This is a genomic window from Oryzobacter faecalis (assembly GCF_046764005.1).
Taxonomy (GTDB): domain Bacteria; phylum Actinomycetota; class Actinomycetes; order Actinomycetales; family Dermatophilaceae; genus Oryzobacter; species Oryzobacter faecalis.
Genome location: NZ_JBKOFW010000006.1, coordinates 166397 through 181341, shown reverse-complemented (window position 1 = coordinate 181341; position 14945 = coordinate 166397). Strand labels below are relative to the sequence as shown.

Below are 14945 nucleotides of genomic sequence, written 5' to 3'. Positions count from 1 at the left end.
GTCACGCCTGCTCCTCCTCGTCGTCGTCCTGGTCGTCGCCGCCGATGTAGGCCTCGATGACCCGGTGGTCGGACTGGACCTCACCCGGGGTGCCCTCGACGAGGAGGGCGCCGCGCACGAGGCACAGCACGCGGTCGCACAGGTTGAAGATGAACCGCATGTCGTGCTCGATGACGACGACGGCCAGGCCGCTGTCCCTGATCTTGAAGATCAGGTGCATCGTCGCCTCGGTCTCCTTGGGGTTCATCCCCGCGGTCGGCTCGTCGAGGAGGAGCAGCTGCGGGTCGGTGGCGAGGGCGCGGGCGATCTCGAGCCGCCGCTGGTCGCCGTAGGGGAGGTTCCGCGCGAGGATCTCGGTCGACTTCCCGAGCCCGACGTAGTCGAGCAGCTCCTGGGCGCGCGCCCGGGTGGCCTCCTCCTCGCGGCGGAACTTCGGTCCGCGCAGGATCGAGGTCACCGCCATCGAGGAGGTGCGGCAGTACCGCCCGACCATGACGTTCTCGAGCGCCGTCATGTTGCCGAAGAGCCGGATGTTCTGGAACGTGCGCGCCATGCCGGCGCGGACGACCTTGAGCGGCTTCGGCGGCAGGGTCGCGCCGTTGAGCGTGACGCGGCCCTCGGTCGGGATGTACATGCCGGTGAGGCAGTTGAAGAACGTGGTCTTCCCGGCGCCGTTCGGCCCGATGAGCCCGACGATCTCGCCCTCGTGCACCTTCATCGACACGTCGTCGACAGCCGTGAGGCCGCCGAAGCGCATCGTCACGCCGGCCGCCTCGAGGACGACCTTCTCGCCGACGACGTGCTTGGCGCGGGGGGTCTCGGTGACGGTCACTTCGCCTCCTGCAGGTGCTGGGACTGGACGATCTCACTGAGCTCTTCGTCGTCCTCGTGGAACTCGAGCTGGCGCCGCTTGCTGGCGATGAGGCCCTCCGGGCGGAACCGCATCATGACGACGAGGAGCAGACCGAAGACGAGCAGCCGGTAGTCGTTGACCTCGCGAAGCTTCTCGGGGAGGAGCTTGAGGATCGTCGCGCCGACGAGGACACCGACAACGGTGCCCATGCCGCCGAGGACGACCGCCGCGAGGAGGAACGCCGACTCGAGGAAGATGTACTGGTCCGGGCTGACCGAGGTGTCCTGGTGCGCCTTCATCGTCCCGGCGAGGCCGGCGAGCGAGGCGCCCACGGCGAACGCGAGGAGCTTGAGGCCGAAGACGTTGACGCCCATGGCCTCGGCCGCGCGCTCGTCCTCGCGGATCGCGACCCACCCGCGCCCGATCCGGCTGTCGTTGAGCCGGACGAAGACGAGGATGACGAGCGCGATGAGGAGGAGCAGCAGGAAGTAGTAGTTGCTGAACCGGCCGAGCGGGATGCCCGCGACGGTGTGGACGGTCCCGAAGTCAAACCCGAAGAAGTTCAGGTCCGGGATGGCGGGGATGCCGTTCGGGCCGTTCGTCAGCTCGGGGCCGTTGTTGCCGTCGAGGTTGAACATCGCGAGCCGGAAGATCTCACCGAAGCCGAGGGTGACGATGGCGAGGTAGTCGCCGGACACCCGCAGCGTCGGTGAGCCGATGATGAGGCCGAAGATCGACGCCACGAGCATGCCCAGGAGCATGACGACGACGAACGGAGGCTTCCAGCCGATCGTGGCGAACGCCGACGCGGACAGCGTCGCCCCCACGTAGGCACCGGTCCCGAGGAAGGCGATGTAGCCGAGGTCGAGCAGGCCGGCGAGTCCGACGACGATGTTCAGGCCGAGGGCGGTCGCCGCGAAGATGAGGATCTGGGTGGCGATCGACATGTTCGCGTCGGAGCCGTCCTGGGTGAACGGGAACAGGAACGCCACGACGAACGCGGCGAGCATGATCGGCCGCCGGTTGTTCTGGGCGATGAACCCGAGGTAGCCGCCGAAGCCGGAGCCGAGGGCCCCGCCGGCGACACCGATGAGGGTGATGAGGAAGGCCGCGAAGACGACGCCGTCCTCGATGTCGAGGGTGTAGGCCGTCGTGAACAGCACGATGGCCATGAGCACGACGATGACGAGGATCTCGAGGGTGCTGCTCAGGCGGGGCCAGGTGCGGACGTCGAGCTCGACCTCGGGGGAGACGAACCCGGCGAGCGCGACCAGCACCGCGCCGACGAGGGCCACGTAGACGCCTTCGTTCGCGTTGACGAGGCCACCCGCGAGGTTCGCGATCGAGGCGAGGACCCACAGGACGAACACGACGCACGTGACGCCCATGACCCGCAGGCCGCGCGCCGGGCTGAGCCACGGCGGGCGGCGCAGGAGCAGGACGCCGAGGACCACGGCGACGACGCCGAAGAGCATCGCGAAGATCTGGATGCCGAGGGGGAAGAAGCGCACCGAGATGTCGTCGAGGATGCGGTCGTCGTAGGACCACGACAGCAGGCCGCTGAGGACGAGGAGCACACCGCCCGCGATGGCGATGAACGGCGCCTTCGCGCCGTGCCGGGACCGGACGTCGTCCGGGAGGGCGAGCTTGCTCATGCCCGGTCCACCACCTTCGCGCCGAGGAGGCCCTGCGGTCGGAAGACCAGGACCAGGATGAGGAGGGCGAACGCCCAGACGTCCTTCCACGGGGACCCACCGAAGGTGCCCGGGATGAACTGGACCGCCATCGCCTCGACGAGGCCGAGGGTGAGGCCGCCGACGACGGCGCCCCAGACGTTGCCGATGCCGCCGAGGACGGCGGCGGTGAACGCCTTGAGGCCCGCGAGGAAGCCCATCTTGAAGTTGATGTTCGTGACCTGCAGGCCCTGCGCGACGCCGGCGATCGCGGCGAGCGTGGCGCCGACGGCGAACGCGACGACGATGATCCGGTCGACGTTGATGCCCATGAGGCGCGCGGTGTCGGGGTCCTGGCTCACGGCCTGCATGCCGCGTCCGGTCTTCGTGCGGTTGACGAAGTACCACAGGCCTGCGGCGCACATGACGAGCGCGCCGATGGTGAACAGGGCCGAGCGCTGGATCGTGATGCCCGCGACGTTGAAGGCGGGGCCGGTGACGACCTCGATCTGCGGGAACGGCACGCGCTGCTTGGCGTCCGGGAAGTCGGCGAAGGGGACCCGCCCGTAGAAGAGGCGCACGAGCTCCTGGAGGAACACCGAGATGCCGATGGCGGTGATGAGCGGGGCGAGCCGCGGCGCGTTGCGCAGCGGTCGGTAGGCGATGCGCTCCATGAGGACCGCCGTGCCGACGGACGCCGCGATGGCACCGACGAGCATGATCGGCAGGGTCCAGACCGCCGTCTCTCCTTCGAAGAAGAGCAGCCAGGTCGAGAGGGCACCGAACGCGCCGATCATGAAGATCTCGCCGTGGGCGAAGTTGATCAGCTGGACGATGCCGTAGACGACCGTGTAGCCGACGGCGATCAGGGCGTAGAGCGATCCCAGGGTCAGCCCGTTGACGAGCTGCTGGGCGAAGGCATCCACCGCGACCTCCTGTGTGTGGGGATGGGCTGGGGGGAGCGTAGTGGTGCGGGGGAGCGATGTCTCCCACCACGCGGGGGCGGCCGACGGGTGCGTCGGCCGAGGGCCTGCTCGAGACCGGTCCGCGGACGTGCGACGGCGGGGGTGGTCCACCTGGGTCCACCCCCGCCGTCGGCGTCACTGCGTCACGGACGGGCCGTCACGGAAGGGTTTACTTGAACTCCTCCGTGCTCACGGCCTCCCACTTGCCGCCCTTGACACCGTAGACGGTGAGGACGCGCGAGGTGGTGTCGCCGTACTCGTCGAAGGCCACCTTGCCGGTGACGCCGTCGAACGAGACCGAGCTCATCGCCTGGACGGTCGCCTGGCGGGCCGCCTCGGCGGAGTCGGCGTCCTTGAGCGAGGTCTTGAGCGCGTTGATGATGGCGTTGGCCGCGTCGTACGCGTACGCGCCGTAGGCCTCGTACGGCTCGGCGTAGCCACCGGCGTTGTACGCGTCGACGAAGCTCTTGGCCGACTCGAGGGTGTCGGTCGGTGCGCCGACCGAGGTGGAGAGGTCGCCGTCGGCGGTGGCACCGGCGAGCTTGACGTACTCACCCGAGAAGATGCCGTCGCCGCCCATGAGCGGGACGTTGAGGCCGGCGGCCTTCATCTGCTGCGAGAACGGACCGGCCTGCGGGAACTCGCCGCCGTAGTACACGGCCTTGGGGTTCGAGGGCTTGATCTTGGAGATGACGGCGTCGTACTTGTCGTCGTCGGGGTTGATCGTCTCCGCCGCGACGACCTTGCCGCCGAGCTTCTCGTACTCGGCCGTGAAGGCGTCGACCAGGCCCTGGCCGTACGTCTTCTTGTCGTGGACGGTGGCGATCTCCTTGATCCCGGCCTTCTCGAACAGGTAGCGCGCCGCGAAGGGGCCCTGGATCGAGTCGGTGGTGCAGGTGCGGAAGTACGTCGGGTACGTGCGCTTCGGCGCGGTTGCGAAGTCGGCACCCTGGGTGAGCGCCGGGTTGGTGTTGGCCGGCGAGACCTGGGTGATGTTGGCGGCCGCGAGGACCGGCTGGACGCTCTGCGCGACGCTGGAGTTCAGCGTGCCGACGACACCGATGACGTCCTTGTCGGACGCGAGCTTGGTGGCGGCGTTCTTGCCGACGTCGGGGGTGGCCTGGTCGTCCTCGGCGGCGAGCTCGAGGGTCCAGCCCGGGATGGCCTTGGACTCGTTGGCCTGCTTGATGGCCAGGTCGACCGAGTGCTCGATGCCCTTGCCGAGAGCAGCGAGGTCGCCGGACAGGGGCGCGATGACGCCGATCTTGGCGACCTTGTTCTCGCTCGAGCCACCGCCGGTCTCGGTCCCGCCGTCGCCACCGCGCGTACCGCACGCGGAGAGAGCCAGCGAGGCGACGAGCAGCGAGGCGCCAGCGGCAACCACGGAACGCTGAGGCACGTTTCCTCCTGAGATGTCCTGAAATGTGAGCAGGTGTGCTCGTGCCCGCACGTGTGGCGAGCATCGGCACTGTAACCACAGGGCCCACACCGCGCCCAGCACCTCGCGGAGAGTGCGGCCGAGTTGTTACCTCACGGTGACCTGTGGATGCTCTGTGGGTCCGGGCCGGTCGGGAACGATGGAGCAGAGCCCGTTCGCTCACCGGATTCACGGCCGTGTGGCGCTGCCGCGCCCCGGCACCGACGACCCAGGAGGACTGCGATGAGCAGCCAGCACCGGACCGACCAGCACGACCCCGCCGAGACGACCGGGTCGGGCCACGCCTGCGGGTGCGTCTCGCGCCGCCAGTCCTTCGCCGTCGCGGGGGCAGCCGTCGTCGGCACCGCAGGGCTCGGCGCGTGCGGCGCCGCGGAGGACGCGGTGCAGAACGCGGCCTCCTCCGCTGCCTCCGCCGCGTCGTCCGCCGCCTCCTCGGCCGCGGGCGAGCTCATCGAGGCGGCCCAGATCCCGGTCGGCGGCGGCAAGGTGTTCCCCGACCTCAAGGTCGTGGTCACCCAGCCGAGCGCGGGCGAGTACAAGGCGTTCTCCGCCACCTGTACACACCAGGGCTGCTCCGTCGAGAGCGTCGCGAACAACACCATCACCTGCCCCTGCCACGGCAGCACCTTCGACGCTGCCACGGGTGAGGTGAAGCAGGGCCCCGCCACCCGACCCCTCGAGGCGAAGTCGGTGAGCGTCGGCGCGGACGGCATCACCGTCAGCTGACGCCGCACCCGTCGGCCCCCGCCGGAGGGTGTCGGGAGGCGGGCTTAGGGTTTCGGTGTGGCCGACCCGTCGACGTACCGCCCTCGGCCGGGCGAGATCCCCGCCGAGCCGGGGGTCTACCGGTTCCGCGACAAGGACGGCCGGGTCATCTACGTCGGCAAGGCGAAGAGCCTGCGCCAGCGGCTGTCCTCCTACTTCCAGGACATCGGTGCCCTGCACCACCGCACCGCCACGATGGTGCGCACCGGCGCGAGCGTCGAGTGGACCGTCGTCTCCACCGAGGTCGAGGCCCTCCAGCTCGAGTACGCGTGGATCAAGGAGTTCGACCCGCGCTTCAACGTCCGCTACCGCGACGACAAGTCCTACCCCTACCTCGCGGTCACCCTCGGCGAGGAGTTCCCGCGGGCCCAGGTGATGCGCGGCGCCAAGCGCAAGGGCACCCGCTACTTCGGCCCGTACGCCCACGCCTGGGCCATCCGCGAGACCCTCGACCTCGCCCTGCGCGTCTTCCCGGTCCGGACCTGCAGCGCCGGGGTCTTCAAGCGCGCCGCCCAGGTCGGCCGCCCGTGCCTCCTCGGGTACATCGACAAGTGCAGCGCGCCGTGCGTCGGCCGCGTCGACGCCGAGACCCACCGCGAGATCGCCCTCGACTTCTGCGACTTCATGGCCGGCGAGACCGGTCGCTTCCTCACCCGGCTCACCCGCGAGATGAAGGAGGCCGCCGCCGAGCTCGACTTCGAGCGCGCCGCCCGCCTCCGCGACGACATCGGGGCGCTCGAGCGCGTCCTCGAGAAGTCCGCGGTCGTCCTGCCGGACGCCACCGACGCCGACGTCTTCGCCCTCGCCGAGGACGAGCTCGAGGTCGCCGTCCAGCTCTTCCACGTCCGCGGGGGGCGCGTACGCGGACAGCGCGGCTGGGTCGCCGAACGGGACGCCGAGACGACCCCCGAGGTCGTCGAGCACCTCCTCCAGCAGGTCTACGGCGGCGAGACCGGCGACGCCGTGCCGCGCGAGGTGCTTGTCCCGGTCCTCCCCGACGACGCCGACGCCCTCGAGGAGTGGCTCGGGGGACTGCGCGGCAGTCGGGTCCGCCTCCGCGTCCCGCAGCGCGGCGACAAGCGCACGCTGATGGAGACGGTGGGGCGCAACGCCACCCAGAGCCTGGCGCGGCACAAGGTCCAGCGCGCCGGCGACCTCACGACGCGCAGCCAGGCCCTCCAGCAGCTCCAGGAGGCGCTCGACCTCGAGGAGGCCCCGCTGCGCGTCGAGTGCTTCGACATCAGCCACGTCCAGGGCACCCAGGTCGTGGGGTCGATGGTCGTCTTCGAGGACGGCCTGCCCCGCAAGAGCGAGTACCGCCGGTTCATCGTCCGCGGCGACGAGACCGGCGCGACCGACGACACCGCCGCGATGCACGAGGTCCTCACCCGCCGGTTCCGCCGGGGCCGAGCCGAGGAGGCCGAGGAACGCGACCGCCACCGCCTCGAGGACGGCGACGCACCCGCCGACGAGGGCGCCCGTCCGGCGCGGTTCGCCTACCGCCCCAACCTCGTCGTCGTCGACGGCGGCCTGCCCCAGGTCAACGCCGCCGCCCGCGCCCTCGAGGAGGTGGGTGTCGTCGACGTCGCGGTCGTCGGCCTCGCCAAGCGCCTCGAGGAGGTCTGGCTGCCGGGGGAGGAGCACCCCGTCGTCCTGCCGCGCACGAGCGAGGGGCTCTACCTCCTCCAGCGGCTGCGCGACGAGGCCCACCGGTTCGCCATCACCTTCCACCGCCAGCGGCGGAGCAAGGCGATGACCACCAGCGCGCTCGACGGCATTCCCGGTCTCGGGGAGAAACGGCGCAAGGCGCTGCTCAGGGCGTTCGGCTCGGTGAAGCGGATCCGGTCGGCCTCCGTCGACGAGCTCGCAGCCGTTCCGGGCATCGGGCCTGCGCTCGCGGCGGTCGTTGCGGCAGAGTTGGGCTCGGCCGCCGAGAGCGCGCCAGCGGTCAACCTCGCGACGGGCGAGGTCGTCGACGACGAAGGAGCAGCAGGTGCCAGCGGAGCCGGGGACGACGCCAGGACCTGACGCCGGCCGGGCGGAGGACGGTTCGCCCGCCGCCGTGGCACCGACCGCCACCCCTGCCGACACCGACTTCGTCATCGTCACGGGGCTGAGCGGTGCCGGCCGCTCGACCGCCGCGAACGTCATCGAGGACCGCGGCTGGTACGTCGTCGACAACCTCCCCCCGCAGCTGCTCTCCCCGATGGCCGAGCTCGCCGGGCGGGTGCGCGACTCCGGGGTCCCCGACCTCAAGATCGCCGCCGTCGTCGACGTGCGAGCGCGGGCGTTCCGCTCGCAGCTCGAGGCCGGGCTCGCCGCACTGCGCGAGGCGGGCTGGCGCCCCCACCTGATCTTCCTGGACGCCACCGACGAGGCGCTGGTCCGCCGCTTCGAGAGCGTGCGCCGGCCGCACCCGCTCCAGGGCGAGGGCCGCCTGCTCGACGGCATCCAGGCCGAGCGCGAGATGCTGCGCGACCTGCGGGCCGAGGCGCAGGTCGTCATCGACACCTCCGGCCTGAACGTCCACCAGCTCGGCCGCAAGGTCACCCCGTTGCTCGGTGCCGAGGGCGGGCCGAGCGTGCGCCTGGCCCTCATGTCGTTCGGGTTCAAGTACGGCGTGCCGCTCGACGCCGACTTCGTCTTCGACATGCGCTGGCTGCCCAACCCGTTCTGGGTGCCCGAGCTCAAGGCCCTCACCGGCGCCGACCAGCCGGTCGCCGACTGGGTCATGGGGCAGGAGGGTGCGGTGAGCTTCCTCGACCGCGTCGTCGCGATGCTCGAGCCGGTCACGGCCGGGTACCTCAGCGAGGGCCGCCGGTACGCCACGGTCGCCATCGGGTGCACCGGGGGCAAGCACCGCTCGGTCGCGATGACCCAGGCCCTCGCCGCCCGGCTCGCCACCGACCGGGTCGCGACCTTCGTCGTGCACCGCGACCTGGGGCGCGAGTGAGCGGGCCGGTCGTCGCGGCGCTGGGGGGTGGGCACGGTCTCGCCGCGACCCTCACCGCGCTGCGCTTCGTCACCGACGAGATCACCGCCATCGTCACCGTGGCCGACGACGGCGGGTCCAGCGGGCGGCTGCGCGACGAGTTCGGCGTCCTCCCGCCCGGCGACCTGCGGATGGCGCTGGCTGCCCTGTGCGGGGAGAGCGAGTGGGGCCACACCTGGCGCGACGTCCTCCAGCACCGCTTCGCCGGTGACGGCCCGCTCGGCGGGCACGCCCTCGGCAACCTGCTCATCGTCGCGCTCTGGGAGCTGCACGACGACCCCGTCGCCGGCCTCGACCTCGTCGGTCGGCTGCTCGGGGCCAAGGGGCGGGTGCTGCCGATGGCCGCCGTGCCCCTCGCCATCGAGGCCGACGTCAGCGGGCTCGACCCCGCACACCCCGAGGCGAGCACCGTCGTGCGGGGCCAGGCGCAGGTGGCCGTGACCCCCGGGACCGTCGAGGCCGTCCGGCTCGACCCCGCCGACCCCCCGGCCTACCCCGAGTCGGTGGCCGCGATCCGCAGCGCCGACTGGGTGGTGCTCGGCCCGGGGTCCTGGTTCACCTCGGTGATGACCCACCTGATGGTCCCGGAGCTCCGCGAGGCGCTGGAGGTCACCCGGGCGCGGCGGATGCTCGTCCTCAACCTCGACCCCGGCTCGGGGGAGACCGCCGGGTTCAGCGCCGAGCGGCACCTGGAGACCTTCTCCGAGGTCGCACCCCGCCTGCGGCTCGACGTCGTGCTCGCCGACCCCGCCGTCGTCGACGACCGGGCGCGCCTCGCCGAGCACTGCGCGCGGCTCGGCGCCACCCTCCTCGTCCTGCCCGTGGGGCGTCGCGACCGGCCCGGGGAGCACGACCCGCTGCGCTTCGCGGCGGCCCTGCGGGACGTCGTCACCACCACAGGAGGGCCCCGATGACGCGTGGCAGGATGACGGCCATGGCGATGACGGCGAAGGTGAAGGACGAGCTGAGCAGGTTCGCCGTGACGAAACCCTGCTGCCGCAAGGCCGAGGTCGCCGCGACCCTGAGGTTCGCCGGGGGGCTGCACATCATCGGGGGGCGCATCGTCGTCGAGGCCGAGCTCGACACCGCGAACGCGGCGCGACGGCTGCGGCGCGAGCTCTCCGAGGTCTACGGCCACACCCCCGAGGTCCTCGTGCTCGCGGCCGGTGGTCTGCGCAAGGGGAGCCGTTACGTCGTGCGGGTGGTCCAGGACGGCGAGGCGCTCGCCCGCCAGACCGGGCTCATCGACAGCCGCGGCCGACCGGTGCGCGGGCTGCCCCCGAAGGTCGTCAGCGGGTCGGTGTGCGACGCCGAGGCCGCCTGGCGGGGCGCCTTCCTCGCGCACGGCTCCCTCACCGAGCCGGGGCGCTCCTCGGCCCTGGAGGTCACCTGCCCCGGACCCGAGGCCGCCCTCGCACTCGTGGGGGCCGCCCGGCGGATGGGCATCTCGGCCAAGGCCCGCGAGGTCCGCGGTGTCGACCGCGTCGTCATCCGCGACGGCGACGCCATCGGCGCGATGCTGACCCGGCTCGGGGCGCACGACGCCGTCCTCGCGTGGGAGGAGCGCCGCATCCGCCGCGAGGTCCGGGCCACCGCCAACCGGCTCGCCAACTTCGACGACGCCAACCTGCGCCGCTCGGCCCGGGCCGCGGTCGCCGCCGGCGCGCGCGTCGAGCGGGCGATGGAGATCCTCGGCGACGAGATCCCCGACCACCTCCGCGAGGCCGGCAGCCTGCGCCTGGAGCACAAACAGGCCAGCCTCGAGGAGCTCGGCCAGCTCGCCGACCCGCCGATGACGAAGGACGCCGTCGCCGGGCGGATCCGCCGCCTCCTCGCCATGGCCGACAAGCGCGCGTCCGACGAGGGGATCCCCAACACCGAGGCCGTCCTCACGCCGGACATGCTCGAGGGCTGACGAGCCTGCGGAAGCGGTTACTCGCCCGTACCTCGGACGCCTCGCAGGCGCGTTTCGCTGGGGTCTAGGGTGGGTGGCGAACCCCTGTACCGCGGTCCCGCGGTACCCCCGTATGAGTGGAAGGCAGCACCCCCGTGACCGTTCGCGTAGGGATCAACGGCTTCGGCCGGATCGGCCGCAACTTCTTCCGGGCCGTCCAGGCGTCGGGCGCCGACATCGAGATCGTGGCCGCCAACGACCTGATGGACAACAAGAGCATCGCCCACCTCCTCAAGTACGACTCCGTCCTCGGTGTCCTCGCGGACGACGTCAGCTCGACCGACGACGCGATCACGGTGGGCGGCAAGGAGATCAAGGTCTTCGCCGAGCGCAACCCCGCCGACATCAGGTGGGGCGACGCCGGAGCCGACATCGTCATCGAGTCGACCGGCATCTTCACCGACGGCACGAAGGCCAAGGCGCACATCGACGGCGGCGCCAAGAAGGTCATCATCTCGGCGCCGGCCTCCAACGAGGACGCGACGTTCGTCATGGGCGTCAACCACGAGTCCTACGACCCGGACGCGCACCACGTCATCTCCAACGCGTCGTGCACGACGAACTGCCTCGCCCCGATGGCCAAGGCGCTCCACGACGAGCTGACGATCGTCAAGGGCCTGATGACGACGGTCCACGCCTACACGCAGGACCAGAACCTCCTCGACGGCCCGCACAAGGACCTCCGTCGCGCCCGCGCGGCCGCCCTCTCGATCATCCCGACGAGCACCGGCGCGGCGAAGGCGATCGGCCTCGTCCTGCCCGACCTCAAGGGCAAGCTCGACGGCTACGCCCTGCGCGTGCCGACCCCCACGGGCTCGGCCACCGACCTCACCTTCGAGGCCGGCCGCGAGACGTCGGTCGAGGAGGTCAACTCGATCGTCAAGGCGGCCGCCGAGGGCGCGCTCAAGGGTTTCCTCAAGTACACCGAGGACCCGATCGTCTCGGCCGACATCGTCACCGACCCGGCGTCGTGCATCTTCGACTCGGGCCTGACGAAGGTCATCGGCAACCAGGTCAAGGTCGTCGGCTGGTACGACAACGAGTGGGGCTACTCCAACCGCCTCATCGACCTCACGGCCCTCGTCGGCTCGAAGCTCTGAGCGGGCGGGACCGAGCGGAGCACCATGGCTGACATCGCCGCCCTGGGCGACCTGCGCGGCAAGCGCGTCCTCGTCCGGTCCGACCTCAACGTGCCGCTCGACGGCACGACGATCACCGACGACGGCCGCATCCGGGCCTCGGTCCCGACGATCAGGGCACTGTCCGAGGCGGGCGCACGCGTCATCGTGTGCGCCCACCTCGGGCGGCCGAAGGGCGCTCCCGAGGAGAGGTACTCGCTGCGCCCGCTCGTCGGCCGCCTCTCCGAGCTGCTCGGCCGCGAGGTCGTCTTCGCCACCGACACGGTGGGCGAGAGCGCCCGCGCGGCGGTCGACGCGATGGAGGACGGCGACGTCGTCCTCCTCGAGAACCTGCGGTTCAACCCCGGGGAGACCGCCAAGACCGACGAGGAGCGCGCCGAGTTCGCCGACGCCCTGGCGAGCCTGGCCGACACGTTCGTCTCCGACGGCTTCGGCGTGGTCCACCGCAAGCAGGCGTCGGTCTACGACGTCGCGACGCGGCTGCCCTCGGCGATGGGCGGGCTCGTCAAGGCCGAGGTGGACGTGCTCCAGCGCCTCACCGAGGACCCCGAGCGGCCGTACGCCGTCGTCCTCGGCGGTGCCAAGGTCGCCGACAAGCTCGCCGTCATCGACAACCTCATGAAGACGGCCGACCGCCTGCTCATCGGCGGCGGCATGCTCTTCACCTTCCTCGCGGCCCAGGGTCACGAGATCGGCACGAGCCTGTTCGACGCCGACTCGCTGGAGGCGTGCAAGGGCTACCTGGCGACGGCCGAAAAGACCGGCGTCGAGATCGTCCTGCCGGTCGACGTCGTCGTCGGCAAGGAGTTCTCGGCCGACACCGAGACCGCGGTCGTCGACGCCGACGCCATCCCCGCCGACTCGATGGGCCTCGACATCGGCCCGCGGTCGGCCGAGCTGTACGCCGAGAAGCTCGCCGACGCCCGCACCGTCTTCTGGAACGGCCCGATGGGCGCGTTCGAGATGGAGCCGTTCGCCGCGGGCACCAAGCGGCTCGCCGAGGCGCTCGTCGACGTCACGTCCAAGGGTGCGCTCACCGTCGTCGGCGGTGGCGACTCCGCCGCGGCCGTCCGCCAGCTGGGCTTCTCCGACGACCAGTTCGGCCACATCTCCACCGGCGGCGGTGCCTCCCTCGAGTACCTCGAGGGCAAGGAGCTGCCCGGCATCGCGATCCTCACGAAGGAGCACTGACCCATGGCCTCCGGCCGCACACCGCTCATGGCGGGCAACTGGAAGATGAACCTGGACCACCTCCAGGCGACGCACCTGGTGCAGAAGCTCGACTGGACCCTCAAGGACGGCCGTCACGACCACGGCGCCGTCGAGGTCGCGGTCCTCCCGCCCTTCACCGACATCCGCAGCGTGCAGACGCTCATCGACGGCGACCGCCTCGAGCTCAAGCACGGTGCCCAGGACCTCTCGGTCCACGACAGCGGCGCGTACACGGGCGAGGTCAGCGGGGCCTTCCTCGCCAAGCTCGGCTGCACCTACGTCGTCGTCGGGCACAGCGAGCGGCGCGAGTACCACCAGGAGTCCGACGAGACGGTCAACGCCAAGGTCAAGGCCGCCTTCCGGCACGGGCTCACCCCGATCTTCTGCTGCGGCGAGGGCCTCGAGACCCGGCAGGCCGGCAGCCACGTCGAGCACGTCCTCGCCCAGGTCGAGGCCGGGCTCGCGGGCCTGCCCGTCGAGCAGGCGCGCACCGTCGTCATCGCCTACGAGCCCATCTGGGCCATCGGCACCGGTGAGGTCGCCACGCCCGACGACGCGCAGGAGGTGTGCGCCGCCATCCGCACCAAGCTCGCCGAGCTCTACAGCGGCGACGTCGCCGACGGCATCCGCGTGCTCTACGGCGGTTCGGTGAAGTCCGGCAACATCGCGGCGATCATGGCCAAGGAGGACGTCGACGGCGCCCTCGTCGGCGGCGCGTCGATCGACCCGGCCGAGTTCGCGGCCATCTGCCGGTTCCGCGACCACGTCGCCACGGCCTGACCCGAGCCTGTCGGGCGCTGCCGCCACGAGCGGTTATCCTGTACCGGTTCTCCCCCCGACCCCGCAGTAAGGATTGCCCGTGGACGCGGTTCGCATCGGCCTCCAGGTCCTCCTGGTCCTCGGTGGCCTGTTCCTGACCCTCCTCATCCTGCTCCACAAGGGCAAGGGTGGCGGCCTGTCCGACATGTTCGGCGGTGGGATGTCGAGCTCGCTCGGTGGGTCCTCGGTCGCCGAGCGCAACCTCGACCGCATCACGGTCGCGGTGGCGCTCGTCTGGTTCACGTGCGTCGTGGGCCTCGGCGTCCTCGAGCGCTTCGCCTGACGGGGCCGGGACCATGGCTGGAGGAAATGCGATCCGTGGCTCGCGCGTCGGCGCGGGCCCCATGGGTGAGGCCGAGCGCGGCGAGGTCGCCCCGCGCGTCCACATCTCGTTCTGGTGCTCCAACGGGCACGAGACGCGTCCGAGCTTCGCCGAGGAGCCCGGCCTGGCGATCCCCGAGCAGTGGGACTGCCCGCGCTGCGGCTTCCCCGCCGGCCAGGACCGCGACAACCCGCCGGCCCCGCCGAAGGTGGAGCCGTACAAGACCCACCTCGCCTACGTGAAGGAGCGCCGCTCCGACGAGGACGGCGCCGCCATCCTCGAGGAGGCGCTGCAGACCCTGCGCGACCGGGGGCTGATCCAGTAGGTCAGCGGCGGCCGGCGCGGGCCAGGTGCTCGACGACGCCGGTGACCCAGCCCGTCTCGCGCGCCATCCAGCGCACGGCGACGAGCATCCGGGTCACGACAGGCACGCCCTTGCGCGGCGGCTCGACGGCCAGGTCGGTCCCGAACGGGTCGCTGCTGACGCACCAGCGGTAGCCGCCCACCGCGACGAGGTGGTCGCCGATCGCCGTGCCGACGACCTCGACGGCGGACGCCTCGTCGCCGTCGGTGTGCGCGGCGAGGGCGCGGTCGTAGGCGGCCTCGACGCTCGCGAGGTCGGGCGGGTCGATGCCGTGCTCGGCGTACCGCGCGCGGACGGCCTCGAGCGCCGCGTCCTCCTCGGGGGTCAGGGGGCGGGTGCCGATCTCCTCGACCGGCTCGTCGTCGAACGCCGTGCCGGCGTCGGGCTCGTGGGCTGCCGACGCGGCGTCGGCGTCGTCGCGTCCCTTGAACCGGTCGAGGAAGCCCATG

The 14945-nt window shown here is 71.5% G+C and carries 15 protein-coding genes; 10 read left to right on the top strand and 5 right to left on the bottom strand.

Annotation, left to right across the window (positions count from 1 at the left end; translation table 11 throughout):
* Nucleotide 1: 1 nt before the first annotated feature.
* The 4 genes from ACK8HX_RS13165 to ACK8HX_RS13150 form a co-directional block, all read right to left on the bottom strand.
* Nucleotides 2-832: an ABC transporter ATP-binding protein gene (locus ACK8HX_RS13165; protein ID WP_411941163.1), complete on the bottom strand. Its 831-nt coding sequence runs from the start codon at nt 830-832 to the stop codon at nt 2-4.
* The gene (locus ACK8HX_RS13160; protein WP_411941162.1) at nt 829-2508 is read right to left on the bottom strand and encodes a branched-chain amino acid ABC transporter permease; all 1680 of its coding nucleotides are present in this window, start codon (nt 2506-2508) and stop codon (nt 829-831) included. The genes ACK8HX_RS13165 and ACK8HX_RS13160 overlap by 4 nt, the downstream gene beginning before the upstream one ends.
* A complete protein-coding gene (locus ACK8HX_RS13155) occupies nt 2505-3452 on the bottom strand; it encodes a branched-chain amino acid ABC transporter permease (protein ID WP_411941161.1) in 948 nt (315 codons plus the stop codon). Before ACK8HX_RS13155 ends, ACK8HX_RS13160 begins: the two co-directional genes overlap by 4 nt.
* A gap of 208 nt (nt 3453-3660) precedes the next feature.
* A complete protein-coding gene (locus ACK8HX_RS13150) occupies nt 3661-4890 on the bottom strand; it encodes a branched-chain amino acid ABC transporter substrate-binding protein (protein ID WP_411941160.1) in 1230 nt (409 codons plus the stop codon).
* A gap of 261 nt (nt 4891-5151) precedes the next feature.
* Between ACK8HX_RS13150 and ACK8HX_RS13145 the strand changes: the two genes are divergently transcribed.
* From ACK8HX_RS13145 to ACK8HX_RS13100, 10 genes are all read left to right on the top strand, one after another.
* Nucleotides 5152-5655 (top strand): Rieske (2Fe-2S) protein, encoded by a 504-nt coding sequence (locus ACK8HX_RS13145; protein WP_411941159.1) that lies wholly within the window; start codon nt 5152-5154, stop codon nt 5653-5655.
* Between the two features lie 57 nt (nt 5656-5712).
* Nucleotides 5713-7722: an excinuclease ABC subunit UvrC gene (gene uvrC / locus ACK8HX_RS13140; RefSeq protein ID WP_411941158.1), complete on the top strand. Its 2010-nt coding sequence runs from the start codon at nt 5713-5715 to the stop codon at nt 7720-7722.
* 34 nt (nt 7723-7756) lie between these two features.
* Nucleotides 7757-8647: an RNase adapter RapZ gene (gene rapZ, locus ACK8HX_RS13135; protein WP_411941157.1), complete on the top strand. Its 891-nt coding sequence runs from the start codon at nt 7757-7759 to the stop codon at nt 8645-8647.
* Nucleotides 8644-9600, top strand: coding sequence for a gluconeogenesis factor YvcK family protein (locus tag ACK8HX_RS13130; protein ID WP_411941156.1), 957 nt, complete (start codon nt 8644-8646; stop codon nt 9598-9600). The genes rapZ and ACK8HX_RS13130 overlap by 4 nt, the downstream gene beginning before the upstream one ends.
* A gap of 20 nt (nt 9601-9620) precedes the next feature.
* Entirely contained in the window at nt 9621-10601 is a 981-nt protein-coding gene (gene whiA, locus ACK8HX_RS13125) for a DNA-binding protein WhiA (RefSeq protein WP_411941257.1), read from the top strand.
* Between the two features lie 134 nt (nt 10602-10735).
* Nucleotides 10736-11740, top strand: a complete 1005-nt coding sequence (gap, locus tag ACK8HX_RS13120) for a type I glyceraldehyde-3-phosphate dehydrogenase (RefSeq protein WP_411941155.1) — start codon at nt 10736-10738, stop codon at nt 11738-11740.
* Nucleotides 11741-11764: 24 nt separating this feature from the next.
* Nucleotides 11765-12970: a phosphoglycerate kinase gene (locus ACK8HX_RS13115; protein ID WP_411941154.1), complete on the top strand. Its 1206-nt coding sequence runs from the start codon at nt 11765-11767 to the stop codon at nt 12968-12970.
* A gap of 3 nt (nt 12971-12973) precedes the next feature.
* Entirely contained in the window at nt 12974-13771 is a 798-nt protein-coding gene (tpiA, locus tag ACK8HX_RS13110) for a triose-phosphate isomerase (RefSeq protein ID WP_411941153.1), read from the top strand.
* A gap of 79 nt (nt 13772-13850) precedes the next feature.
* The gene (secG, locus tag ACK8HX_RS13105) at nt 13851-14093 is read left to right on the top strand and encodes a preprotein translocase subunit SecG (RefSeq protein WP_411941152.1); all 243 of its coding nucleotides are present in this window, start codon (nt 13851-13853) and stop codon (nt 14091-14093) included.
* Nucleotides 14094-14106: 13 nt separating this feature from the next.
* Complete coding sequence (locus ACK8HX_RS13100; protein ID WP_411941151.1) at nt 14107-14457, top strand: RNA polymerase-binding protein RbpA; 351 nt, start codon at nt 14107-14109, stop codon at nt 14455-14457.
* 1 nt (nt 14458) lies between these two features.
* On the opposite strand, the gene ACK8HX_RS13095 is transcribed toward ACK8HX_RS13100, so the two are convergent.
* Entirely contained in the window at nt 14459-14944 is a 486-nt protein-coding gene (locus ACK8HX_RS13095) for a DUF3806 domain-containing protein (RefSeq protein WP_411941150.1), read from the bottom strand.
* Nucleotide 14945 lies beyond the last annotated feature (1 nt).